Genomic DNA, 25940 nt, shown 5'->3' with positions numbered 1-25940 from the left:
CAGGTACAGCGGTCGATTGGCGGCGCCTGACGAAACAGGCACCGCCGAATCAGGAGCTTTTACTTCTCGGCGTGGTACGCCGCATCAGCCGTTTCAAAGCGCGAAACCATGCTGCCAGTCGGGCTGCCCAGCTTGCTCACCAGAACGATGGCGATGCTGGCGAACAGGAAGCCCGGGATGATCTCGTACAGGCCCAGGCCCACGTAGCTCTTCCACAGGATGACCGTCAGAGCACCCACCACGATACCGGCCAGCGCGCCATTACGGGTCATGCCCTTCCACAGCACCGAAATCAGCACAACCGGCCCGAAGGCGGCACCAAAGCCAGCCCAGGCGTAAGCCACCAGGCCCAGCACGCGGTTTTCCGGGTTTGCAGCCATGGCGATAGCGATCAGGGCAACGGCCAGCACCATCAGGCGACCAACCCACACCAGCTCGACCTGAGAGGCGTTCTTGCGCAGGAAGGCTTTATAGAAGTCTTCGGTCAGAGCACTGGAGCACACCAGCAACTGGCAGCTCAGGGTGCTCATTACTGCCGCCAGAATGGCCGACAGCAGCACACCGGCAATCCAAGGGTTGAACAGGATCTTGGCCAGCTCAATGAACACACGCTCGTGGTTCTCGGTGACCGGGCCTGCCACTTCAGGGTGCGCGGAGAAGTATGCAATACCGAAGAAGCCCACGGCACAGGTACCGGCCAGGCACAGGATCATCCAGGTCATGGAGATGCGACGCGCATTGGCAATCGACTTCACCGAATCAGCAGCCATGAAGCGAGCAAGGATGTGCGGCTGGCCGAAGTAGCCCAGGCCCCAACCCATCAGCGAAATGATACCGATGAAGGTAGCACCACGGAACATGTCGAAGTTGGCAGGGTTTTGCGCTTCGATGGCCAGGAAGGTGGTGTCGAAACCGCCGGTGGAAATCAGCACGATGATCGGGGTGAGGATCAGCGCGAAGATCATCAGCGACGCCTGCACGGTGTCGGTCCAGCTCACCGCCAGGAAACCGCCGACAAAGGTGTAGGCGATGGTGGCAGCAGCGCCGGCCCACAGCGCCGTCTCGTACGGCATGTCGAAGGTGCTTTCGAACAGACGGGCGCCGGCCACGATGCCGGAGGCGCAATAAATGGTGAAGAACACCAGGATGACGATCGCCGAAATGATCCGCAGCAGCCCGCTGTTGTCTTCGAAACGGCTGGAGAAGTAATCCGGAAGGGTCAGCGCATCGCCGTTGTATTCGGTCTGAACACGCAGACGGCCCGCAACGAACAGCCAGTTCAGGTAAGCGCCGACCGTCAGGCCGATGGCGATCCAGGCCTCGGACAGGCCGGAAACATAGATGGCACCCGGCAGGCCCATCAACAGCCAGCCGCTCATATCGGAAGCACCAGCGGAGAGTGCGGTAACCACACTACCCAGGCTACGACCGCCCAGGATGTAGTCGGAAAGGTTCTTGGTGGAGCGATAGGCGGCGAAGCCGATCAGCACCATTGCGGCGATGTAGATCACGAAAGTGATCGTTAGTGGATTGCCCATGCGTGTGCCCTGGCGTTTGTTTTTATTTCATGCGCAACCGTTTCATGAACGGTTGCACCCAGGCGGCGCATCCTATGCAACAACGCAAAGTGGGTGCAACCATTTTTCATTTGCAAGTTGCACCTTCCCGTGCATTTTCCGATAAAGCCACTTTTTTGCTCCGTTTAGGAGCATAAACCGCTTTTTTCAGAAGAAAACGCACCATAAACGCCCCTTTTAACGCTGTGGCTTTCACCGTCGGACGAGTTGCACCTTTTCCTCGAAAAAATCGGGTTGCACCTGGTTGCACCCGAATTACCCTACAGATTACTCTTGGCGTCAGCTTAGGCCACAACCGTGGCAATAACGAGGATAAGAAATGGCGACGACCACCCTTGGGGTCAAACTTGACGACCCTACCCGTGAGCGACTCAAGGCAGCTGCGCAGTCCATCGACCGCACGCCGCACTGGTTGATCAAGCAAGCGATCTTCAACTACCTGGAGAAGCTCGAGGGTGGCGCCACCCTGACCGAACTCAACGGTCATGCCGGCAATGGCGGCGATGACGCTGGCGACGTGCAGCCAGACCACGCGCACCAGTGCTTCCTGGAGTTCGCCGAAAGCATCCTGCCGCAGTCAGTACTGCGCTCGGCAATCACCGCCGCCTACCGTCGCCCCGAGCAGGAAATGGTACCGATGCTGCTGGAGCAGGCGCGCCTGAGTGCTCCGCTGGCCGAGGCCACCAACAAGCTGGCCGCTGGCATCGCGGAAAAGCTGCGTAACCAGAAGAGCGCTGGCGGCCGTGCCGGCATCGTTCAGGGCCTGCTGCAGGAGTTTTCGCTGTCGTCGCAGGAAGGCGTGGCACTGATGTGCCTGGCCGAAGCCCTACTGCGCATCCCGGACAAAGGCACCCGTGACGCGCTGATCCGCGACAAGATCAGCACCGGCAACTGGCAACCGCACCTGGGCAACAGCCCGTCGCTGTTCGTCAACGCTGCAACCTGGGGCCTGCTGCTGACCGGCAAGCTGGTCTCGACCCACAACGAATCCGGCCTCACCTCCTCGCTCACCCGCATCATCGGCAAAAGCGGCGAACCGATGATCCGCAAGGGCGTCGACATGGCCATGCGCCTGATGGGCGAACAGTTCGTCACCGGCGAAACCATCGCCGAGGCCCTGGCCAACGCCAGCAAGTTCGAGTCCAAAGGCTTCCGCTATTCCTACGACATGCTGGGTGAAGCAGCGCTCACCGAGCACGACGCACAGAAGTACCTTGCATCCTACGAGCAGGCCATCCATTCGATCGGCAAAGCGTCCCACGGCCGCGGCATTTATGAAGGCCCGGGCATCTCCATCAAGCTGTCGGCCCTGCACCCGCGCTACAGCCGCGCCCAGTACGAGCGCGTGATGGAAGAGCTGTACCCGCGCCTGTTGTCGCTGACCCTGCTGGCCAAGCAGTACGACATCGGCCTGAACATCGACGCCGAAGAGGCCGACCGCCTGGAGCTGTCCCTCGACCTGCTCGAGCGCCTGTGCTTCGAGCCGTCGCTGGCGGGCTGGAACGGTATTGGCTTTGTTATCCAGGCCTACCAGAAGCGCTGCCCGTACGTGATCGACTACGTCATCGACCTGGCCAAGCGCAGCCGCCACCGCCTGATGATTCGCCTGGTAAAAGGCGCCTATTGGGACAGCGAAATCAAGCGCGCCCAAGTGGAAGGCCTGGAAGGCTACCCGGTTTATACCCGCAAGGTGTACACCGACGTTTCCTACGTTGCCTGCGCCCGTAAACTGCTTGCCGTACCGGAAGCCATTTACCCGCAATTCGCCACCCACAACGCCCACACCCTGTCGGCCATTTACCATATTGCCGGCCAGAACTATTACCCGGGCCAGTACGAGTTCCAGTGCCTGCACGGCATGGGCGAGCCGCTGTACGAGCAGGTTGTTGGCAAGGTCTCCGAAGGTAAGCTGAACCGCCCGTGCCGCGTTTATGCACCGGTCGGCACCCACGAAACACTGCTGGCTTACCTGGTACGCCGCCTGCTGGAAAACGGCGCCAATACCTCGTTCGTCAACCGCATTGCAGACCACTCGATTTCCATTCAGGAACTGGTCGCCGACCCGGTCGCCAGCATCGAACGTATGGGCACCCAGGAAGGCAGCATCGGCCTGCCGCACCCGCGCATCCCGATGCCGCGTGATCTGTACGGCAATGAGCGGGCCAACTCGGCCGGTATCGACATGGCCAACGAACACCGCCTGGCGTCGTTGTCCTGCGCCATGCTGGCCACCGCCCACAATGACTGGAAAGCCACCCCGCTGCTGGCCTGCGCCACCAGCGAAAGCGCTGCCGCCCCCGTGCTGAACCCGTCGGACCATCGCGACGTGGTCGGCCACGTGCAGGAAGCCACGGTCGCCGACGTGGATAACGCCATCCAGTGCGCGCTTAACGCTGCACCGATCTGGCAGGCCACGCCGCCAGCCGAGCGTGCCGCCATCCTGGAGCGCACTGCGGACCTGATGGAGGCGGAAATCCAGCCGCTGATGGGCCTGCTGATCCGCGAAGCCGGCAAAACCTTCGCCAACGCCATCGCCGAAGTACGTGAAGCCGTGGACTTCCTGCGCTACTACGCGGTCCAGGCTCGCAACGACTTCAGCAACGACGCCCACCGCCCACTGGGCCCGGTGGTGTGCATCAGCCCGTGGAACTTCCCGCTGGCGATCTTCACCGGCCAGGTGGCCGCTGCACTGGCCGCCGGTAACCCGGTACTGGCCAAACCGGCTGAACAAACCCCGCTGATTGCTGCCCAGGCCGTGCGCCTGCTGCTGGAAGCCGGTATCCCTGAAGGCGTGCTGCAACTGCTGCCGGGCCGCGGCGAAACCGTGGGTGCCGGCCTGGTAGGCGACGAGCGCGTCAAGGGTGTGATGTTCACCGGCTCTACCGAAGTTGCCCGCCTGCTGCAGCGCAACGTCGCCGGCCGCCTGGACAACCAGGGCCGCCCGATCCCGCTGATCGCTGAAACCGGCGGCCAGAACGCCATGATCGTCGACTCTTCAGCCTTGACCGAGCAGGTGGTAATCGATGTGGTGTCCTCGGCCTTCGACAGCGCCGGCCAGCGTTGCTCGGCCCTGCGCGTGCTGTGCCTGCAGGAAGACTCCGCCGACCGCGTGATCGAAATGCTCAAGGGCGCCATGGCTGAGAGCCGCCTCGGCAACCCGGACCGCCTGGCCGTGGACATCGGCCCAGTGATCGACGCTGAAGCCAAGGCTGGCATCGAGAAACACATCCAGGGCATGCGCGAGAAAGGCCGCTCGGTCTATCAAGTAGCCATCGCCAACGCTGAAGAATGCAAGCGTGGCACCTTCGTGATGCCAACCCTGATCGAACTGGAGAGCTTCGATGAGCTCAAGCGCGAGATCTTCGGCCCGGTATTGCACGTGGTGCGCTACAACCGCCGCAACCTCGACCAGCTGATCGAGCAGATCAACAACTCCGGTTACGGCCTGACCCTCGGCGTGCACACCCGCATCGACGAGACCATCGCCAAAGTGGTGGAAACCGCCAACGCCGGCAACATGTACGTCAACCGCAACATCGTCGGTGCCGTGGTTGGCGTGCAGCCGTTCGGTGGTGAAGGCCTGTCTGGCACCGGTCCGAAAGCCGGCGGCCCGCTGTACCTCTACCGCCTGCTGTCGACCCGCCCGGCCGACGCCATTGGCCGCCACTTCGAGCGCCAGGACGGCACCGGCCAGCCAGACCGCACCCTGCATGACCAACTGGTCAAGCCGCTGCACAGCCTGAAGGTGTGGGCCGAGAGCAACCAGCAAGCCGACCTGGCCACACTGTGCGCCCAGTTCGCTGGCCAGTCGCAAACAGGTATCGCCCGCCTGCTGCCCGGCCCAACCGGCGAGCGCAACAGCTACACCATTCTGCCGCGTGAGCACGTGCTGTGCCTGGCGGACAACGAAGCCGACCTGCTGGCCCAGTTTGCTGCAGTACTGGCCGTGGGCAGCTCGGCGGTGTGGGTTGACGGCGAGCCTGGCAAGGCCCTGCGCGGCCGCCTGCCGAAGGAACTGCAAGCCAAGGTCAAGCTGGTTGCGGACTGGAATAAGGATGAAGTGGCGTTTGATGCCGTGATCCACCATGGCGATTCGGACCAGCTGCGCGGCGTGTGCCAGCAGGTGGCCAAGCGTGCCGGTGCGATTGTTGGTGTGCATGGGCTGTCCAGCGGGGATCATCAGATTGCGCTGGAGCGGTTGGTGATTGAGCGGGCGGTAAGCGTGAATACCGCAGCGGCGGGCGGGAATGCCAGCTTGATGACCATCGGTTAACAGTCTGCGCTGCAGCAGAAGGAGAGCTCAGGCTCTCCTTTTTTATTGGAGTTCAGGACACCGAAATGCCTTGAAATGATTGAGAACACGTTTCGGAAATGGACTACAAATGGCAGAGAAAACTCTATAAATCGCTCACAAGTTGCAATCATATGCATGCTCACCAATCGCTCGTATTACGCAGACAAGCCAACACCTTGCCTATAAACTTGCTTGGGTCGACACCACCTAGTCGCGCTTACCGGAGGTCATAATGACGGCCAACTCGCTCAACAAGCCTAAAGCTGAAAATCCGCATTTCGAAGCAGCCAAGCGCATACGTCAGCTTGCCCAGATCCTGGCGGCCAACCCTGCCGAGGCTAAGGCATTTCGTGAGATGACGGGGGTGTACAATTCTCAGGGCGATCTCAAGGAAGCGTACCGATAGATGTACCAATTGCTTCCTTCATTCGTCCTGGCTTTCCACGGGTGTGATCGTGAAGTCGGGGAAGCTGTCCTTGCTGGTGAACAGATTTCACCCAGCGTCAATGACTATGACTGGCTCGGTGAGGGAGCTTACTTTTGGGAAAACAGCCCTGACCGCGCGCTCAGTTATGCCCAACGCATAAAAGAAAACAAACGCGGCAAAGGCTCAATCAAAGATCCTTTTGTGGTGGGCGCAATAATTGATCCCGGCCTTTGTCTCAATCTGACTGACGAAGGTGCTTTATTGGAGTTGGGGGAAGCTTACCAATTACTTGCGGAAAATAATGATTTGCTTCCGGAAAACCGAAACGGTTTCCCTGGCGATACGGATAACCTTAAACGTTTTCTGGACTGCGCCGTATTCCAGTCTCTTCACTCAGCGCGAGAGCTTGTTGGTTTGGAACCCTACCAATCAGTCCGTTCTCCGTTCCTTGAAGGGCCAGAGCTTTACCCCGGCACTTTCTTCCGACAAGAAACACACATCCAGCTCTGCGTAAGGGACATTAACAATATCAAAGGATACTTTCGTCCGCTGAAAATGGATGGCTCACTGTTTCAACATTGACACCTCACCAAACAAAGGGTGTGAATACAATTTTTTTGCCTGTCTTCCCTTATCAGCTAGATCAATCATGGTAGTCACCCTCTCGCACCAATCCTAGACTCGCCCCAAGCCCGTCCAAGGACCGCCACCATGCCCGAGACCCTGCTCTGCCCCCGCAACCTGGCCTTCGAGCTCTACGAAGTGCTCGACGCCGAAGCCCTCACCCACCGCCCACGCTTCGCCGAGCACAGCCGTGAAACTTTCGATGCGGCGCTAGGCACCGCCCGCACCATCGCCGAAAAGCTGTTCGCCCCGCACAACCGCAAGGCTGACGAGAACGAGCCGCGCTATGTCGACGGCCGAGCCGAGCTGATCCCAGAGGTAAAACCCGCCGTCGACGCCTTCCTCGAAGCCGGCTTCCTCAACGCCAATCGGGATTTCGACGTAGGCGGCATGCAGTTGCCCAGCCTGGTTTCGCAGGCCTGCTTCGCTCACTTCCAGGCCGCCAACGCAGGCACCACGGCCTACCCGTTCCTGACCATGGGCGCGGCCAACCTGATCGAGAGCTTCGGCACCGCCGAGCAGAAGCGCCTGTTCCTGCAGCCGATGATCGAAGGGCGCTACTTCGGCACCATGGCGTTGACCGAACCCCACGCAGGCTCATCGCTGGCAGACATCCGCACCCGCGCCGAACTTGCCGGTGATGGCTCTTACCGGATCAAGGGCAACAAGATCTTCATCTCCGGCGGCGACCACGAACTGTCGGAAAACATCGTGCACATGGTGCTGGCCAAATTGCCCGATGCTCCGCCCGGGGTGAAGGGCATTTCGCTGTTCATCGTGCCCAAATATCTGGTCGATCAAGACGGCAATAAAGGCAAGCGCAACGACGTGCTGCTGGCTGGCCTGTTCCACAAAATGGGCTGGCGAGGCACCACCTCCACGGCACTGAACTTTGGCGACAATGGCGAGTGCGTCGGCTACTTGGTCGGCCAGCCGCACCAGGGCCTGGCCTGCATGTTCCAGATGATGAACGAAGCCCGCATCGGCGTGGGCATGGGTGCGGTAATGCTCGGTTACGCGGGCTACCTCTACTCGCTGGAGTATGCGCGCCAGCGCCCGCAGGGTCGGCTGCCTGACAGCAAAGACCCGCAAAGCCCGGCCGTGCCTATCGTCCAGCACACCGATGTGAAACGCATGCTGCTGACACAGAAGGCTTACGTGGAAGGCGCCTTTGACCTGGGTCTGTACGCCGCGCGCCTGTTCGACGAAACCCAGACGGCCTCTGAAGAGAGTGCACGCAAGCAGGCTCAGGAGCTACTCGACCTGCTTACCCCCATCGTCAAATCCTGGCCTTCCGCCTACTGCCTCAAAGCCAACGAACTGGCGATCCAGATACTTGGCGGCCACGGCTACACTCGCGAATACCCGGTCGAGCAGTACTACCGCGACAACCGCCTGAACCCGATCCACGAAGGCACCGAGGGCATCCAGTCGCTAGACTTGCTGGGCCGCAAGCTGGCGCAGAACAACGGCGCCGGCCTAAAGCAACTGATCCGCCTGATCGCCGGCACCGCCGAACGCGCCAGCCATCACCCCAACCTGGACGCCCTGCGCCAGCCGCTGGAGCAACTGGTCAATCGCCTGCAAAACGTGACCCTTGCACTACTCGGCGACCTGGCCCAAGGCAAAGTCGCCGGTGCACTGGCCAACTCTGCCCTTTACCTGAAAGCCTTCGGCCACTGCGTAATCGGCTGGCGGTGGCTGGAGCAGGCCGTTCACGCGGAACTCGGCCTACTCAAGGGCAACGCTGCCGACCGTGACTTCTACCTCGGCAAGCTACAAGCCGCGCGCTATTTCCTGACGTGGGAAGTACCACCCTGCCATAATGACCTGGCATTGCTGGAGGCACGCGACGACACTTGCCTGGCGATGCAAGACGCGTGGTTCTAGGGGGAGCCACCGTGCACACGGAGGCTTCCACATGTTCGATTCCAGCGCCCTGCTGCGCCAGCGCTTTGCCGCGCTGCGCAGTACGGCCGAGGTGTTTTCCCTTCGCCATGTAAAACAGTCGCATCAAGCGCTGTCGGTTCGCCGCAACGTGGCCGAACCGCCTTACTTCAGCCAGGACGAAGGCGCCATGCTTACCGTGCGGGTCAATGGCGTGGAGGCTTACGCGGCCACTGCCGACCTCTCACAAGCTGGCTTGCAGCGCGCGCTGGACCAAGCTGAAGCCTTGGCCCGCCAGATTGCCAGCCACAGCCTGCTCGACTTGCGTACACAGCCTGTCACCAGCGCACGCCACGACCATGTTTCGCCCAACTTCGACCAGCCAATGCCCTCATTGGCCGACTGCCTTGGCCTGCTCGCCACCGAATCGGCCAGCGTGCCCAAGGACGAGCGCCTGGTAGACTGGCAAGCCAGCCTCAGCCAAAGCCTGGTCGAGCAAACGTACCTGAACTCTGCCGGCGCTGAACTGCGCCATGCCCAGCGTTTTCTGTTCCCGGGGCTGAGCGTGACAGCCAGCGACGGCCAGGACAGCCAGCGCCGCAGCCTGGGCCGCGAAAACTTCGGCCAGCAAGGCGGCTTCGAGATCATCGAGCGCTGCGGACTGATCGGCGCCGCCAGGCAAGTTGCTGGCGAAGCACTACAACTGCTGCTGGCGCCCAATACGCCCAACGGGCCACGCGACCTGCTGCTGATGCCCGACCAGATGATGCTGCAGATCCACGAGTCCATCGGCCACCCGCTGGAAATGGACCGCATCCTCGGCGACGAGCGCAACTACGCCGGCACCAGCTTCGTCAAAGCTAGCGACTTCGGCCAATTGCAATACGGTTCCGCGCTGCTCAACGTCACCTTCGACCCCACCATCGGTGAAGAGCTGGCCAGCTATAGTCACGACGATGATGGCACCGAGGCCAGCAAACAGTTCCTGATCCGAGACGGCCTGCTGCTGCGCCCGCTGGGCGGCGCGCTGTCGCAGTTCCGCTCTGGCCTGGACGGTGTTGCCAACAGCCGTGCCTGCGGCTGGAACCGGGCGCCGATCGACCGTATGGCCAACCTCAACATCGAGCCAGGCGATCAACCGCTCGAGCAGTTGGTCAAGGGTATCGAGCACGGCATCTTGATGCGCACAAACCGCTCGTGGTCCATCGACGATGCGCGCAACAAGTTCCAGTTTGGCTGCGAGTGGGGGCAACTGATCGAAAACGGTGAACTCAAGGGCATCGTCAAGAACCCCAACTACCGCGGCATCTCCGCACACTTCTGGCGCAACCTCACGGCGGTCGGCGACCGTAGCACCTTCCAGGTCCTGGGTACGCCAAACTGCGGCAAGGGCGAACCCAACCAGGTAGTGCGGGTGGGCCACGCTTCGCCAGCGTGTGTATTCAGCCAAGTCGATGTTTTCGGGGGCGATGCCTGATGAAACAAGCTTTCGAAGCCCTGGTAAGCGCAGTGCGCGAGGCACTGCAAGCCGGTGAGCAATTTACGCTTGGCTACAGCGCCGAGCAGTCGCAGTTCGTGCGTTTCAACCATGCCAAAGTTCGGCAGGCTGGCGAGGTTAACCAGGCCAGCGCGCAGCTGAGGCTGGTGCACGATGGGCGTCAGGCCGAGCAGCATGTGACGTTGAGCGGTGATGAACATCTGGACCGTCAACGGCTGACCGACGCCTTGGCGCAACTTCGCCAAACATTGCCGCTGCTGGCCATCGACCCTTACTTGCAGCTGGACGAGGCCGCCTGGCAGAGCAACAGCCTGCAGCAGCAGGCGCTACCGGACTTGGCCGAGGTGATGGCACTGCTTGAGCGGGAAGCGGGCGACCTGGACTTGGTTGGCATCTATGCCGCCGGCCCGATCTGCCGTGGCTTTGCCAGTTCGTTCGGCGCTTTCGGCTGGCACCAGGCCAACAGTTTCAATGTTGACTGGAGCCTGTTCCACGCCAATGGCCAGGCGGTAAAGGCCAACTATGCCGGGCAGGCATGGCACGCTGAGGACTTCACCGCCCGCCTGCGCCAGGCACGCGAACAATTGGGCTTCCTCGGCCGCCCGACCATTACGCTGAACCCTGGCAGCTACCGGGCCTACCTCGCGCCCGCGGCCATGGACGAAATCGCCGGGATGCTGTGCTGGGGGGCGTTCTCGGCGCAGGCGCTGGCCACCGGCAACAGTGCCTTGCAGCGGCTCTACAACGGTGATGCCAGCCTGAGTCCTTTGGTGAGCTTTGATGAACAGGTCAGCGGTTCGCTTAGCCCGGCGTTTTCCGACGAGGGCTCGCCGCGCCAGGACGTTCCACTGATTGGGCAAGGGCGAGCCCTGCAGCGGTTGATCAGTGCACGCAGTGCGGCCGAGTTCAACCTTGCGGCCAACGGTGCAGACAGCTACGAATCGCCCTGCGCCTTGAGCCTGGCAGCCGGGCAGTTGCCCAACGAGGAGATTCTCGAAAGGCTGGGTACCGGGCTGTACATCAGCAACCTCTGGTACCTGAACTACTCCGACCTGCCGGCCGCGCGCATGACCGGGTTGACCCGGTTCGCCACGTTCTGGGTGGAGAATGGCGAGATAAAAGGGCCGGTGAGCACCATGCGCTTCGATGACAGCCTCTACAATCTGCTGGGCAGCCAGCTGGAAGACCTGACCCGGGAGCGGGAGATGATTCTGTCGACCAGTACCTATGGGCAGCGCAGTACCGGGTCGAGTCATTTGCCGGGGGCGTTGGTCAGAGGGTTGACGCTGACATTGTGATTTGGCTTGAGGGCCCTTCGCGGATAAATCCGCTCCTACACAGGCAACGCGCGCCCTGTAGGAGCGGATTCATCCGCGATGAGGCCGGCCCAGACAAACGAGGAACCCATGCCCGACCGCGCCCCGCTGGACCCCGTCACCGCCCGCTGGCTCCCTTGGGTGGTGGCCATCGCCTTTTTCATGCAGTCCCTCGACGGCACCATCCTCAACACCGCCCTGCCCGCCATGGCCCGCTCGCTCAGCGAAGACCCACTGCGCATGCAAGGTGTGGTGATCGCCTACATGCTCACCGTGGCCCTGTTGATACCGGCGTCCGGCTGGATCGCCGACCGCTTCGGCACCAAGCGCATCTTCTTCAGCGCCATTCTGTTGTTCAGCTTCGGCTCACTCCTGTGCGCCATGGCCGATAGCCTGGGCTTCCTGATTTTCGCCCGGGTGGTACAAGGCCTGGGCGGCGCGCTGATGCTGCCGGTCGGGCGGCTGGTGGTGCTGCGGGCCTATCCGCGCAGCGAGCTGGTGCGGATCATGAGCTTCATCACCATCCCCGGCCTGCTGGGCCCGCTGCTGGGGCCGACGCTCGGCGGCTGGCTGGTGGAAATCCTCAGCTGGCACTGGATCTTCCTGCTCAACCTGCCGGTGGGTGCGCTGGGTTGCTACGCGGTCTGGAAGTTCATCCCCGACCTGCGCGGCGCCGAGCGCACGTCGTTCGACGGGCCCGGCTTCCTCCTGTTTGGCGCGGCAATGGTCCTAATCACCATCGCTATGGAAGGCCTGGGCGAACTTCATTTGCCGCACTTGCGGGTGATGTTGCTGCTGTTTGCGGGCATGGCTTGCCTTGCCGCCTACTGGCTGCGTGCCGGGCGCGACCCGGAGCCGCTGTTTTCACCCAGCCTGTTCCGCGTGCGTACCTTTGCCATCGGCATTCTCGGCAACCTGTTCGCCCGGCTGGGCAGTGGCGCCCTTCCCTTCCTGGTGCCGTTGCTGCTGCAAGTGGCGCTGGGTTACTCACCGTCCCAGGCGGGCATGAGCATGATCCCGCTGGCGGCGGCGGCAATGGTCGCCAAGTCTGTCGCGCGGCCGATGATCGAGCGTTTCGGCTATCGCATCATCCTCACTGGCAACACGTTACTGCTGGGTATTCTGCTGGCCAGCCTCGGGCTGGTCGACGAACAGACGCCATACCCACTGCTGCTGGCACAACTGGCAATGCTGGGGGCAGTGAACTCGATGCAGTTCACCGCCATGAACACGGTTACCCTGATCGACCTGGACGACGCCAGCGCCAGCAGCGGCAACAGCCTGCTGTCGGTAGTGGCACAACTGTCACTGAGCCTGGGTGTGGCCTGTGCCGGTGCGCTGCTGGGCGGCTTCACCGCAGCCGGTAACGCTGATGGGGTGGAAACCACGCTCGGCGCTTTCCAGCTGACCTTCGTCACCATCGGCATCATGGCCATGCTGGCTGCGGCGATCTTCCTGCAACTGGCGCCGACGGACGGAAGGCGTGCCCGTCGTCCGGAACAACATATGGAATCGTAGGGCGAATGGCCATGAGGCTGGTAGACTGTGCGGCATTTTTCGCTTCGCAACGCAGGCCCGCCTCGTGACCACCGAAACCACCGCCTTTGCCACCCTGCCGCTGTCCGCCGCCATGCTGGCCAACCTGGACGCCCTCGGCTATGCCTCGATGACGCCGATTCAGGCCCAGAGCCTGCCGGTCATCCTCAAGGGCCAGGACCTGATCGCCCAGGCCAAGACAGGCAGCGGCAAAACAGCCGCCTTCGGCATCGGCCTGCTCAACCCGATCAACCCCCGCTTCTTCGGCTGCCAGGCGTTGGTGCTGTGCCCCACTCGCGAGCTGGCCGACCAGGTCGCCAAAGAGCTGCGCCGCCTGGCCCGCGCCGAGGACAACATCAAGATCCTCACCCTGTGCGGTGGCGTGTCGCTGGGCCCGCAAATCGCCTCGCTGGAGCACGGTGCACACATCATTGTCGGCACCCCGGGCCGCGTACAGCAGCACCTGGACAAAGGCACCCTGGTGCTCAACGGGCTTAACACGTTGGTGCTGGACGAAGCTGACCGCATGCTCGACATGGGCTTCTTCGACGCAATCGCCAGCATCATCGGCAAAACCCCGGCGCGCCGCCAGACCTTGCTGTTCTCGGCCACCTACCCGACTGGTATCGAGCAACTGGCCGCCGATTTCATGCGCAAGCCGCAGCAGGTCAAGGTAGAAAGCCTGCACGCCGACAACCAGATCGAACAGCGCTTCATCGAGATTGACCCGCAGCAGCGTCTGGAAGCGGTCACCCGCGTGCTGGGCCACTACCGCCCGCAGTCCTGCGTGGCGTTCTGCTTCACCAAGCAGCAGTGTGAAGACGTTGTCGCCCACCTCACCGCCAAAGGCATCGTCGCCCAAGCCCTGCATGGCGACCTGGAGCAGCGTGACCGCGACCAGGTACTGACCATGTTCGCCAACCGCAGCAGCTCGGTATTGGTGGCCACGGATGTGGCAGCCCGTGGGCTGGATATCGACGGCCTGGACATGGTCATCAACGTGGAGCTGGCCCGCGATGCCGAAATTCACGTTCACCGTGTGGGCCGTACCGGTCGCGCTGGCGAGAAAGGTATTGCCGTCAGCCTGGTAGCGCCTGCCGAGGGGCACCGCGCTCAAGCGATCGAAGACCTGCAGAAAAGCCCGCTGCGCTGGGACCAGCTGGACAGCCTGAAGAGCAAAGGCGGTGAACCACTGCTGCCGGTGATGACCACGCTGTGCATCGCGGCAGGCCGCAAGGACAAGCTGCGCCCGGGCGACATTCTGGGTGCGCTGACTGGCGACGCCGGCATTCCGGGCAAGCAGGTGGGCAAGATTGCGATCTTTGACTTCGTGGCCTTTGTGGCGGTGGAGCGGGCATTGGCCAAGCAGGCCATGCAGCGGCTGAACAGCGGCAAGATCAAGGGCCGGGCACTGAAAGTCCGCATTATCTGACTTGTTTTGGGGCTGCTTTGCAGCCCCCAGCAATCCCAAAGAGGTTCCCACCGTGCACTCCACCGACGTGATCATCATCGGCGCTGGCGCCGCCGGCCTGATGTGCGCCCAGCTCAGCGCCCGCCGTGGCCGCCGTGTGCTGCTGCTCGACCACGCCAACAAGCCAGGCAAGAAGATCCTCATGTCGGGCGGCGGGCGCTGCAATTTCACCAATATGTACACCGAGCCGGCCAACTTCCTGTCGCAGAACGCGCACTTCTGCAAATCGGCCCTGGCCCGCTACACCCAGTGGGACTTCATCGAACTGGTGTGCAAGCACGGCGTGCCCTACCACGAGAAAAAGCTCGGCCAGCTTTTTTGCGACAACAAGGCCAGCGACATTCTCGACATGCTGCTGGCCGAATGCGACGACGCGGGCGCCGAAATTCGCATGCACACGAGCATCGAACAGATCGAGAAGACCGAGGGCGGCTACCTGCTGCAAACCAGCGGCGGGCAATTCGCTTGCCAGTCGCTGGTCATCGCTACGGGCGGCCTGTCGATCCCGACATTGGGTGCTACGGGCTTCGGCTATCAGGTCGCGCGCCAATTTGGTCACACGCTGCTGCCAACCCGCGCCGGGTTGGTGCCATTCACCATCACCGAGCCCCAACTCAAGGCACTGTGCACCGAGTTGTCGGGCACTTCGCTGGACTGCACGGCCAGCTGCAATGGCACAAGCTTCCGAGAAAACCTGCTATTCACCCACCGCGGCCTTAGCGGCCCGGCGATTTTGCAGATTTCGTCGTTCTGGGAAGCGGGCGATACAGTAGAGATCAACCTGCTGCCCGATCGTGATGCACTGACCTGGCTGCAACAGGTGCAAACCGAACGAGCCAATGCCGAACTGAAAACCGTGCTGGGGGAAGTGTTCACCCGCAAGCTGGCCAACCTGCTGGCCGAGCAATGGTTCGAGTCCCGACCGATGAAGCAGTACACCCCGGCGGAACTGGCGCAAATCGCCGACAAGCTGGCTGCTTGGCAGGTGGTGCCGGCCGGCACCGAGGGCTACCGCACCGCTGAAGTGACGCTGGGCGGCGTGGACACCCGCGAGGTGTCGTCCAAAACCATGGAGTCGCTGAAAAGCCCTGGCCTTTATTTCATCGGCGAAGTGCTCGATGTAACCGGGCATTTGGGGGGCTTCAACTTCCAGTGGGCTTGGGCATCCGCTAACGCTGCAGCACAGTTCGTGTAGAGTAGAATCCATTCAGCAGCACGGAACGCTTCTTGCTGGTCCGTGCCGCAATGCATTCTTACGAACACTGCCCAGCAGGCCATCATGTCATCGAGCTCGTTCCGCCAGTCACTGCGTCGTTTGTGGGGCCAAGACAAGTTCAGCTACAGCATCCGGGTCACCATCGCCCTGACCGGCAGCCTGGCCCTGTGCTGGTATCAGAACGAAATGGCGCTGTTGATTCCGTTGTTTCTGGGCATCATCGCGTGTGCCCTGGCCGAAACGGACGATAGCTGGCAAGGGCGCCTCAGTGCGCTGGCAGTGACGTTGGTGTGTTTCGCCGTTGCGGCGCTGTCGGTGGAGCTGCTGTTCCCCTACCCCTGGATATTCGTGATTGCCATGGCCCTGGCGGCTTTTGGCTTGACCATGCTCGGGGCACTGGGTGAACGGTATGGCGCCATTGCCTCGGGCACGCTGATTTTGTCGGTGTACACCATGATCGGCGTGGACCAGCGCGGCGGCCAGGTCAGCGACTTCTGGCACGAGCCGATGCTGCTGGTGGCGGGTGCTGCGTGGTATGGGCTGCTTTCGGTGCTGTGGCAGGCGCTGTTCTCCAACCAGCCCGTGCAACAGAGCCTGGCCAAGCTGTTTTTTGAGTTAGGGCGTTACCTCAAGCTCAAGGCAAACCTGTTCGAACCGGTACGCAACCTCGACCTGGAAGCCCGGCGCCTGGAACTGGCGCAACAGAACGGCAAAGTAGTCGCGGCACTTAACGCCGCCAAGGAAATCATTCTCCACCGGGTAGGCAACAGCCAGCCAAACTCCAAGGTCAGCCGTTACCTGAAGCTGTATTTCCTGGCCCAGGACATCCACGAGCGGGTCAGCGCCTCGCACTACCCCTACAACGCCCTGGCCGATGCCTTCTTCCACAGCGACGTGATGTTCCGCTGCCAGCGCCTGCTACGCCAACAAGGTTCGGCCTGTCAGGAACTGTCACGCTCAATCCGCCTGCGCCAGCCTTTTGTGCTGGATAACGGCTTTGCCGATGCACTGGAGGACCTGAACGCCTCGCTGGAGCACCTGCGCATCCAGAGCAACCCGGCCTGGCGCGGGCTGCTACGTTCATTGCGCGCGTTGGCCGCCAACCTGGCAACGCTGGACCGCCTGCTCGGCGCCGCCAGCAACCCGGACAGCCTGGCCGACGCCAGTGACAGCAGCCTGCTCGACCGCTCGCCACGCAACCTCAAAGACGTGTGGAAGCGCCTGCGTACCCAGCTCACGCCCACCTCGCTGCTGTTCCGCCACGCCCTGCGCCTGCCGCTGGCATTGTCGATCGGCTACGGCATGGTGCACCTGATTCACCCGACCCAAGGCTACTGGATCATCCTCACCACGCTGTTCGTCTGCCAACCCAACTACGGCGCTACGCGGCGCAAGCTGGTGCAGCGGATCTTCGGTACGGCCATCGGCCTGACCGTGGGCTGGGCGCTGTTCGACCTGTTCCCCAACCCGCTCATCCAGTCGCTGTTCGCGGTGGTTGCCGGGGTGGTGTTCTTCGTCAACCGCACCACGCGCTACACCTTGGCCACGGCCGCCATCACCCTGATGGTGCTGTTCTGCTTCAACCAGATCGGCGACGGCTATGGCCTGTTCCTGCCGCGCCTGTTCGATACCTTGGTGGGCAGCCTGATCGCCATCCTGGCGGTATTCCTGTTCCTCCCCGACTGGCAGGGCCGCCGCCTGAACAAGGCGCTGGCCAACACCCTCACCTGCGCCAGCGTCTACCTGCGCCAGATCATGCAGCAATATGCCCACGGCAAGCGCGACGACCTGGCCTACCGGCTGGCGCGGCGCAACGCCCACAACGCCGATGCAGCGCTGTCCACCACCCTGGCCAACATGCTGATGGAGCCAGGGCACTTTCGCAAAGAAGCTGATGTGGGCTTTCGTTTCCTGGTGCTGTCACACACCTTGCTGAGTTACTTGTCGGGGCTGGGTGCACACCGCGACGCAGCATTGCCGGCCGAGGTGCAGGAGCAGTTGATCGAGGGGGCCGGGCAAAGCCTGGCCAATAGCCTGGATGAAATTGCCAACGGGCTGGCGGCGCGGTCTTCAGTGGCGATTCACAGTGATGCCGAGGAAGCGCTGGCCACTACGCTGGAGCAGATGCCCGAAGAGCTGGATGAGCAGCAACGCCTGGTGCAGACGCAGCTGGCGCTGATTTGCCGGCAGTTGGGGCCATTACGTACATTGGCGGCGCATCTGATCAAGGAAGGTGAGCCGGCCTGATTGATGCACAACAATCAAAAGCCATGCTGACGCATCAGCCGCTCATAACTGCCATCGGCCTTCATCGCTTCAATGGCCCGTTCGAACCGCTCCACAATCTGCCGATGCGCCGGATGTTTCAGGCTAACCAGGATATGCAGGGTATTCTCGCCCAGCGGCGGGTCTACAAACTCCACCGCGTCCCGCACCTGCTCCGGCTCACGCTGCAGGTTGTACCGCGCCACAAACTCATCTTCGATGGTCAGGTCCACCCTCCCCGCCGCCAACATGCGCACAGCTGAAGAGAAACTGCTCACGGGCACTTTGTTAAGGTGGTTGTCGCCGTCGAATTCCGGGGAATAGGCATAGTCTCGCACCACGGCAATGCTGTAGGGATACAGGTCGGCCTGGCGCTTGAAGCGAAAGCTGTCACCTTTGCGCTTTAGCAGGCGAATGCGATTGTTCAGGTAGGCTTTGGAAAAGTCCCCAACCTGCGCGCGGGCATCGTTGTACCAGGCGTTGATGAGAATGTCGTATCGCCCTTCAGTAACGCCCATCAGCGCTCGCGCCCAAGGCGCTTCTTCATACTCACTGGCATACCCTGCCCGGGCCAGAGCCGTGGTGACGATGCTGGTGGCCAGGCCACCGCCTGGCATGCCGGTATCGTTGAACGGTGGCCAGTTATCAGCCACCAGCCGCAACCTGCCCTCAGCCGAGGCAGTCGCTGCCAGCATCACTCCCAGCAAACATAGAACGCAAAGCAGTGGCCGCATGCTCAAGTCCTTTTGCAGTGGTGGGCACTACAGACTCCGCAGAGTAACCCAAGGGCAACGCAAGGGCAGCATGCAATAGTGTCAAATGGCCTTTAATTTGATCCAAGCAACGCTTCGTAGGCACACCGGGCGATTTGCGCATCCTGCACGGCAACGCCGGTCAGGTCCGCCAGGGTTATCTGTGCTTCGTGCTCCCGGCCGGGATTGCTGCCGTCGAGTACGCGGCCAAGCTCCACAAGGCCAAGCCAGTCGATCATGCCTGCTTTGACTGCGTGGGAAACTTCGCCGTACTGGCTGCACTGCGGGATCGAGTCCACCACGATCCGGTCGGCAGCAGCCACGAGCCACGGGTCGAGCTCCTGCTTGCCCGACGCATCGGCACCCACCGCCGTGATATGAGTACCCGGGCGCAACCAGTCGCGCATCAGCAGGGGTTCACGGGACGGTGTGGCACAGATGATCAGGTTTGCAGCCTGGGCGACTGCTTGCGGCTCAAGCGTGGTACGCACGTTGAAACCAAGGGCCTCGGCAAAATCATGGTAATCACTCAGCGCCGCTTCACTGCGCCCCCACACGATCACCTCACGGCACTCGGTCACAGCCTTCAAGTACTCAAGTTGCAGCCGCGCCTGGCTTCCAGTGCCCAGCACGCCAATCGCCTCGACCCTGGCAGGCGCCAGCACGCGCGCCACGATACGGCCAGCCAGAGCCGTACGCACGCTGGTCAGCCAGCCTTGATCGGCCAGCAGCGCCAAGGGCTGGCCGTTGCAGGCACTCAGTACCAGCATCAGCCCATCGTTGCTGTCCAGCCCCAGCGCTGGGTTGTCGTAGAAGCCTGTGGAAACCTTGACGGTGAAGGTATCGCTGCCTTCCAGCCAGGCAGATTTAATACAGCAATCACCATTGGCCTGGGCAAAGCTGAAAGCCTGAACCGGCGGCACCTGGACCTTGCCCGCCGAATAAGCCATGAAGCCCTGCGCAAGACGCGCTTCGGCATCATCCAGGTCCAGGTGTTGCGCGATGGCCTGCCTGTTGAAGACCTTCATGCAATGGCCCCCAGAAACTTCTCCAGCTGGATGTTGCGCCCGCAGAGCACAACGGCCACATTTTTACCCTGGTAGTCTTTTGCCAGCTGCTTCATGCCAGCCAATGCAACGGCAGCAGCCCCTTCGATAATCCAGCGTTCATGGGTAGCCACATCGCGCATTGCCGCCCGGATCTCATCTTCGCTGACCTCTACCTGCCGGCTCAGCAGACGCTGGCATAAGCCAAAGGTGACGGCGCCCGGCTCGACACCACCTGCGGTACCGTCCGAAAGGGTTGGCGACTCTGCCATTTCGATAATTTCACCGGCTTCCAGCGAGCGCTTGAGCGTCGGGGCATTGGCCGGCCAGCAACCAATGATTTCGACTGACGGTTTCAGGCGATGCAGCGCGGCAGCGATACCAGACACCATGCCACCACCCCCAACCGCCACGAACACCGCATCCAGGCCCCATGCCTGTTCTGCCAGCTCCATGCCGATGGTGCCCTGCCCGGCGATGATCTGCAGGTCATTGTAAGGCGATACGAACGGCTTGCCCTGCAACCTCGCCTGGCGACCGGCCTCAAGTTCGACTTGCAGCGGGTCGCAATCCAGCAGCGTCACCTCAGCCCCGAATGCACGCATGGCCTCGATCTTGACCGGCGACGCGTCGGCACTGACAAAAACTCTCACCGGCACGCCCAGCAAGCGCCCGGCCAGTGCCAGCCCCTGCCCATGGTTGCCGGAGGACGCGGTAATCACCCCATCCTTGCGCTGCTGCGCGTCCAGCAAACGCAACTTGTTGCTGGCACCACGAAATTTGAATGAACCGGTGTGCTGCAAATGCTCGCACTTGAGGTGCACGGTGCAGCCCGTGATGGCCGAAAGCGCAGGGCTGTGGATAAGTGGCGTTACAGCCACTTGCGGCCGCATCGCCAGATGGGCCTGGAAGATGGCCTGGAACAGTGAATCGAGATCGGCGTCAGCAATTGCCATGGGCAGGCTCTCCAGCGACGGACAAATAGAATATTCGTCTACCGTAGAATATTAATCCACGAACATCAAGCTTGCCGAGACACCGCGTCACATCTCGCGGGCAGCCTTCACGTACTTGTAAACGGTGGCACGCCCCATACCAAGCACGTTGGCCACATAATCGATGGCACTCTTGCCGCGGAACGCCCCCTCACCGTGCAGCGCTTCCACCAACTGCCGCTTCTGCTCACGGTCAAGCGCGCCAAGACCCAACCCCCGCTCTTGCAGCCAACCATGCAGGAAAGTATTGATGCGCTCCTGCCAGTCGTCACGGAACAACACATCCGGCTGAGGCAACAAACGGCTGGCCTGAAAGAACAGGTCCAGCGCGTGCTTGGCCTGTTCAAGCACCGAAACATTGAAGTTGATGCAAAGCAGCGCCTCGGGTTGCCCCGTCTCATCGACCATCACACTGCTGATGGAGCGAATTTTCTGGCCATTCCAGTTGAGCTTTTCATATGGCCCCAACGGCGTGGTGGCGTCCAGTTCGGCAGGCAGGTCATCCAGCGCCGAATCATCCCCCAGCTGGCGCTTGGAGATGTTGTTGGCGATGTGCACCACGGTCTGGCTGCGTAGGTCGTGCACCACAACCTCCGCGTGGGGGAACAACAGGGTTGCGACACCATCGGCCATGGCGGCGTAGTTGCTGAAGCGGGGGGAAATGGCCTGCCGGCTTACTGACATTCAAGGTTTCCTGATGAATCGTCGTGGGGAGTTTCAAAACGCTCAGGGGTAACCCAACACTTCGCGAATTTGCCGAAGATGCTGGATGATCCACTGCTTGTCGATGGCGCCCCAATCATGAACCCGGTAATGCCCGGCATGATTGCGCGCCCCTTCCTGCTGTTCGAACACACAGACGATGTCCAGGTCGGCCAGTGCGGTAATGGTGTCCTGGGCGGTGCGTCGCGGCATGCCGGTGGCCTCCATCAACGCAGGCACGCTGGTGGCGGTCTGGCTGTCGATCAGCCAGGCCACGTACAAACGGCGGTAGAAGCTGCTCTTGGTCTTGCTCACATCCATGCTGCTTGGTCCTTACAGGTTGCCTGGCAGCTCCCGATAGGTCAGGTACACGCGCAGGTCGAATTCCAGTTGATGGTAGTCCGGCTCCATGTGCTGGCAGAGCTGGTAGAACGCTTTGTTGTGGTCACGCTCACGCAGGTGCGCCAGTTCATGCACCACGATCATGCGCAAAAACTGCGGCGCGGCTTCCTTGAACAGCGAGGCGATGCGGATTTCCTTCTTGGCCTTGAGCTTGCCGCCCTGCACGCGCGATACCGCCGTGTTCAGCCCCAGCGCACGGTGGGTCAGGTCCAGGCGGTTGTCGAACAGCACTTTGTCCAGGCTGGGCGCACTGCGCAGATATTGCTGGCGCAGGTCCTGAGCGTAGCCATACAGTGCCTTGTCGCTCTGCACGTCATGGCGGCCAGGGTAGCGGCGTTGCAGGTAATCGCCCAGGCGGTCGCTGGCGATCATCTGGCGTACCTGTTCCTGCAGGTGCGGCGGGTAGGCTTGCAAGTAGCGTAATTCGGTCATGGCACGGCTTTCGGTGTAACGAAAGCCGATTCTAGCCAATCAGGGCCTGGGCCAGGAAAAAATCGCCGAGAAGCCACTCGCATCTGCTGCCGTCATCGGGTATGCCACCAGAAAACCCTGCACATAAGCGCAACCGTTTGCTTTCAGCCACGCAGCTTGGTCGACTGTTTCCACCCCCTCTGCAATGACCGTGATGTCGTAGTCCCCGCACAGGGCAATGACGCTGCGAACCAGCGCTGCATCGGCTGCAGAGTCAGGCAGGCGGGCGACCAGATGGCGGTCGAGTTTGAGGGTATCGATGGGCAAGTCGCGCAGCATGCGCAACGAACAGTCGCCTGCACCAAAGTCGTCCAGCGCCACGCGCACGCCAAGCTCGCGCAGGCGATGGATCTGTTTGACCGCGGCATCGATGTTGTACATCAGCGAGGTTTCCGCCACTTCCACTTCAAGCTGTGCCGGGTTCAATTGGTATTCCTCGACAACCCGCTGCAATTCATCCACCAAACCTGGCATGACGAACTGCGCACGGCTAAGGCTGATACCCAGTACCAACTCGGGGGCAAAGTGCCCATACCAGGCCTGGCGCTGAGCCGCGCCCTGGCGGTAGATCCAGCTTGCCAGGCGGTTGATCAGCCGGGCTTCCTCCAGCAACGGAATAAACAGCCCTGGCGGCACATCGCCAACGCTGGGGTGCTGCCAACGCAACAAGGCTTCGAAGCCGCGCAAGTGGCCATCGGCGAAGCTCACCTGCGGTTGGTACACCAGGCTGAAGTCATGGGACTCCACCGCGGCGCGCACACTGTCTTCGAGCATCAGGCGCGAACGCGCCCGGCCATTGAGCTCCTGGTCATAGAAGCGATACTGCTGGCGCCCGGATTGCTTGGCCGCATACATCGCCGCATCGGCGGCGCGCAACAGGCCCTCGACGCTGGAGCCGCAGTCCGGGTACGTAGCGATGCCGATGCTGACACCCAACGAAACCTCCAGCCCATCGAGCTGGGGCTGGGCAGACATACGTTCAAGCAGCTGTTCGGCATAACGCCCGGCCTGCTCCGGATAGGGCAGGTTATCGAACAACGCAGTAAATTCATCCCCACCCATTCGTGCCAGCAGCGCTTCATTGCCCAGGCAGTCCTTGAACTGCTCGGCAACCCAGCGCAGCACTTTGTCGCCAGCATCATGGCCAAGCGAGTCATTGATCCGCTTGAAGCCATCCAGGTCCATGTACATCAGGGCCTGGGTCTTGTCCGAGAACTCGTTGCGCAACAACACGCCCTCGGCAGCCTGGTAGAAGCCGCGGCGATTCAGCAGTCCGGTGAGGGGGTCGGTAACGGCCTGGTACTCGAGTTGCTGGTGGAGGTTGCGCACCACCGACATGTCCAGCACCGTGACCACCATTGCTTGCTGATCGGCGGGCAGTGGCGCACACGACAGTGCTACCGGCACCAGATGGCCACTTACGGTACGCAAATGGGCATCGTGCACACGGAAAATGCGCCGGGCCAGATACGCCTGAAGAAATTCAGACTCGCTCCACAGGGTGGCATTGGGCAATTGCACCAAATCCAGCAGCTGCACGCCCCGCAGCTGATCCACCGGCGCTTCGAGCAGTGCAGAAACAGCAGGGTTGGCAAAGCTGATAATGCCCTGGGCACCTACCACCAGAATGCCTTCGGCAGCGTTTTCCAGGATTGACGCATTGAAGGCCCTGGCCGCTTCCAGTTCGCGCGTCAGCCGCTGCAGCATGCGCCGATTGCGTTGCTGATCCAGCTGCGCCTGCACCTTGGGCTTGAGGATCTGCGGGTCGAACGGCTTGAACAAGTAATCCACTGCGCCACTGGCGTAGCCTTTGAGCACAGCGGCATCCGACTGCTCGTTGGCCGTCAGGAAAATAATGGGCGTCAGCCGCGTACGCTGGCTGCCACGCATCAGGCGAGCGACCTCGAACCCATCCATTTCTGGCATCTGTACGTCCAGCAATACCAGGTCGACTTCGTTCTCCAGCAAAGCACTCAGGGCTTCCATGCCGGAGCTTGCCGTCAACACCTGCCAATCCGTACGCGCCAGCAATGCCCGCATGCTGATGAGGTTTTCAGGGTAATCGTCTACCACCAGAAGTACCGAGTTGGCCTCTGGTGTTTGAGGGTAAGCGCGATCCATGCTGCTTCTCTTTTGTGACGGACTTCATCCTTTATTGGATCCGATTAACACTCTAGTCTCGAGCTTGCAACACGCAATGCAATCAGAACGCTATCAGTGCATAAATTTAAGGGTAGTCGACTAACGGTCGTTTGGGTTGCACCTGCCCATAAAAAAACCCGCATTTCTGCGGGTTTTTTGTTCCACCGATGGATCAGTTGACCTTGGCAGCCAACTCACCTTTCAGGTAGCGCTGGAACATGCCTTCCAGGGAGATCGGCTTGATCTTCGAGGCATTGCCGGCGGTGCCGAAGGCTTCGTAACGGGCGATGCACACGTCACGCATGGCTTTTACGGTTTCACCGAAGAACTTGCGCGGGTCGAACTCGCTCGGGTTCTGCGCCATCAGGCGACGCATGGCACCGGTGGAGGCCAGGCGCAGGTCGGTATCGATGTTGACCTTGCGCACGCCGTGCTTGATGCCTTCGACGATTTCTTCAACCGGTACGCCGTAGGTTTCCTTGATGTCGCCGCCGTACTGGTTGATGATCGCCAGCCACTCTTGCGGTACCGACGACGAACCGTGCATTACCAGGTGGGTGTTAGGGATGCGCTTGTGGATTTCCTTGATGCGGTCGATGGCAAGCACGTCACCGGTAGGCGGCTTGGTGAACTTGTAGGCACCGTGGCTGGTACCGATGGCGATGGCCAGGGCGTCTACCTGGGTCTTCTTGACGAAGTCCGCGGCTTCTTCCGGGTCGGTCAGCATCTGGCTGTGGTCCAGCACGCCTTCGGCGCCAATGCCGTCTTCTTCACCGGCCATGCCGGTTTCCAGCGAACCCAGGCAGCCCAGCTCGCCTTCAACCGAAACGCCGCAGGCGTGAGCCATGGCAACGGTTTGCTGGGTAACGCGTACGTTGTACTCGTAGTCGGTCGGGGTCTTGCCGTCTTCGCCCAGCGAGCCGTCCATCATCACCGAGCTGAAGCCCAGCTGGATGGAGCGCTGGCACACGTCAGGGCTGGTGCCGTGGTCCTGGTGCATGCACACCGGGATGTGCGGGAATTCTTCGATGGCGGCGAGGATCAGGTGGCGCAGGAACGGGGCACCGGCGTATTTGCGGGCACCGGCCGAAGCCTGGACAATCACCGGGGAGTCGGTCTTGTCGGCCGCTTCCATGATGGCGCGCATCTGCTCGAGGTTGTTGACGTTGAAAGCCGGAACGCCGTAACCGAACTCGGCGGCGTGGTCCAGCATCTGGCGCATGCTAATGAGTGCCATTGTGTATCTCTCTCCCGACAAGCGTCGTTTGTTTCGTGCAAGCCTGCCGCATGGGCGGTTGCTGTTCAAGTAGTGTGGGCCG

At 61.5% G+C, this 25940-nt stretch carries 19 protein-coding genes; 10 read left to right on the top strand and 9 right to left on the bottom strand.

The window, feature by feature from the left end:
• Positions 1-59 precede the first annotated feature (59 nt).
• Positions 60-1538, bottom strand: a complete 1479-nt coding sequence (gene putP / locus PVV54_RS02420) for a sodium/proline symporter PutP (protein ID WP_274908434.1) — start codon at positions 1536-1538, stop codon at positions 60-62.
• A 358-nt stretch (positions 1539-1896) separates the two neighbouring features.
• On the opposite strand from putP, the gene putA reads away from it, so the two are divergent.
• The 10 genes from putA (at position 1897) to yccS (ending at position 18093) form a co-directional block, all read left to right on the top strand.
• Positions 1897-5850: a trifunctional transcriptional regulator/proline dehydrogenase/L-glutamate gamma-semialdehyde dehydrogenase gene (gene putA / locus PVV54_RS02415; protein ID WP_274908433.1), complete on the top strand. Its 3954-nt coding sequence runs from the start codon at positions 1897-1899 to the stop codon at positions 5848-5850.
• Positions 5851-6103: 253 nt separating this feature from the next.
• Complete coding sequence (locus tag PVV54_RS02410; RefSeq protein WP_274908432.1) at positions 6104-6277, top strand: hypothetical protein; 174 nt, start codon at positions 6104-6106, stop codon at positions 6275-6277.
• Entirely contained in the window at positions 6278-6880 is a 603-nt protein-coding gene (locus PVV54_RS02405; protein ID WP_274908431.1) for a hypothetical protein, read from the top strand. It begins immediately after the preceding gene.
• A gap of 129 nt (positions 6881-7009) precedes the next feature.
• Positions 7010-8812: an acyl-CoA dehydrogenase gene (locus PVV54_RS02400; protein WP_274908430.1), complete on the top strand. Its 1803-nt coding sequence runs from the start codon at positions 7010-7012 to the stop codon at positions 8810-8812.
• 31 nt (positions 8813-8843) lie between these two features.
• Positions 8844-10286 carry a TldD/PmbA family protein gene (locus tag PVV54_RS02395; RefSeq protein ID WP_274908429.1) on the top strand — a complete coding sequence of 481 codons (1443 nt, stop codon included), beginning with the start codon at positions 8844-8846 and terminating at the stop codon, positions 10284-10286.
• Positions 10286-11605 (top strand): TldD/PmbA family protein, encoded by a 1320-nt coding sequence (locus PVV54_RS02390; RefSeq protein WP_274908428.1) that lies wholly within the window; start codon positions 10286-10288, stop codon positions 11603-11605. The genes PVV54_RS02395 and PVV54_RS02390 overlap by 1 nt, the downstream gene beginning before the upstream one ends.
• 108 nt (positions 11606-11713) lie before the next feature.
• Entirely contained in the window at positions 11714-13141 is a 1428-nt protein-coding gene (gene mdtD, locus PVV54_RS02385) for a multidrug transporter subunit MdtD (RefSeq protein WP_274908427.1), read from the top strand.
• A 112-nt stretch (positions 13142-13253) separates the two neighbouring features.
• Positions 13254-14591 (top strand): ATP-dependent RNA helicase DbpA, encoded by a 1338-nt coding sequence (dbpA, locus tag PVV54_RS02380; protein ID WP_274910374.1) that lies wholly within the window; start codon positions 13254-13256, stop codon positions 14589-14591.
• 52 nt (positions 14592-14643) lie between these two features.
• The gene (locus tag PVV54_RS02375; protein WP_274908426.1) at positions 14644-15825 is read left to right on the top strand and encodes an NAD(P)/FAD-dependent oxidoreductase; all 1182 of its coding nucleotides are present in this window, start codon (positions 14644-14646) and stop codon (positions 15823-15825) included.
• 84 nt (positions 15826-15909) lie between these two features.
• Positions 15910-18093, top strand: a complete 2184-nt coding sequence (gene yccS, locus PVV54_RS02370) for a YccS family putative transporter (protein WP_274908425.1) — start codon at positions 15910-15912, stop codon at positions 18091-18093.
• Between the two features lie 14 nt (positions 18094-18107).
• Here the strand turns inward: yccS and PVV54_RS02365 are convergent, their stop codons facing one another.
• The 8 genes from PVV54_RS02365 to fba all read right to left on the bottom strand — a co-directional run bounded on the left by PVV54_RS02365 (position 18108) and on the right by fba (position 25858).
• Positions 18108-18845 carry a substrate-binding periplasmic protein gene (locus tag PVV54_RS02365; protein ID WP_274908424.1) on the bottom strand — a complete coding sequence of 246 codons (738 nt, stop codon included), beginning with the start codon at positions 18843-18845 and terminating at the stop codon, positions 18108-18110.
• Between the two features lie 92 nt (positions 18846-18937).
• Positions 18938-19891, bottom strand: coding sequence for an ornithine cyclodeaminase family protein (locus PVV54_RS02360; protein WP_274908423.1), 954 nt, complete (start codon positions 19889-19891; stop codon positions 18938-18940).
• Entirely contained in the window at positions 19888-20865 is a 978-nt protein-coding gene (locus PVV54_RS02355; protein ID WP_274908422.1) for a threonine/serine dehydratase, read from the bottom strand. The genes PVV54_RS02360 and PVV54_RS02355 overlap by 4 nt, the downstream gene beginning before the upstream one ends.
• Before the next feature lie 87 nt (positions 20866-20952).
• Positions 20953-21588 (bottom strand): helix-turn-helix transcriptional regulator, encoded by a 636-nt coding sequence (locus tag PVV54_RS02350; protein ID WP_274908421.1) that lies wholly within the window; start codon positions 21586-21588, stop codon positions 20953-20955.
• A gap of 42 nt (positions 21589-21630) precedes the next feature.
• Positions 21631-21927: a winged helix-turn-helix domain-containing protein gene (locus PVV54_RS02345; RefSeq protein WP_274908420.1), complete on the bottom strand. Its 297-nt coding sequence runs from the start codon at positions 21925-21927 to the stop codon at positions 21631-21633.
• Between the two features lie 12 nt (positions 21928-21939).
• Positions 21940-22440, bottom strand: coding sequence for a M48 metallopeptidase family protein (locus tag PVV54_RS02340; protein ID WP_274908419.1), 501 nt, complete (start codon positions 22438-22440; stop codon positions 21940-21942).
• Positions 22441-22479: 39 nt separating this feature from the next.
• A complete protein-coding gene (locus tag PVV54_RS02335; protein ID WP_274908418.1) occupies positions 22480-24600 on the bottom strand; it encodes a putative bifunctional diguanylate cyclase/phosphodiesterase in 2121 nt (706 codons plus the stop codon).
• A gap of 193 nt (positions 24601-24793) precedes the next feature.
• A complete protein-coding gene (gene fba / locus PVV54_RS02330) occupies positions 24794-25858 on the bottom strand; it encodes a class II fructose-bisphosphate aldolase (protein WP_008093958.1) in 1065 nt (354 codons plus the stop codon).
• Between the last annotated feature and the right edge of the window lie 82 nt (positions 25859-25940).

Origin of the sequence: Pseudomonas sp. PSKL.D1 (genome assembly GCF_028898945.1) — a bacterium.
Lineage (GTDB): Bacteria > Pseudomonadota > Gammaproteobacteria > Pseudomonadales > Pseudomonadaceae > Aquipseudomonas.
Note: the sequence above shows the minus strand (reverse complement) of the source record. Positions and strands in the feature narration are given on the sequence as shown.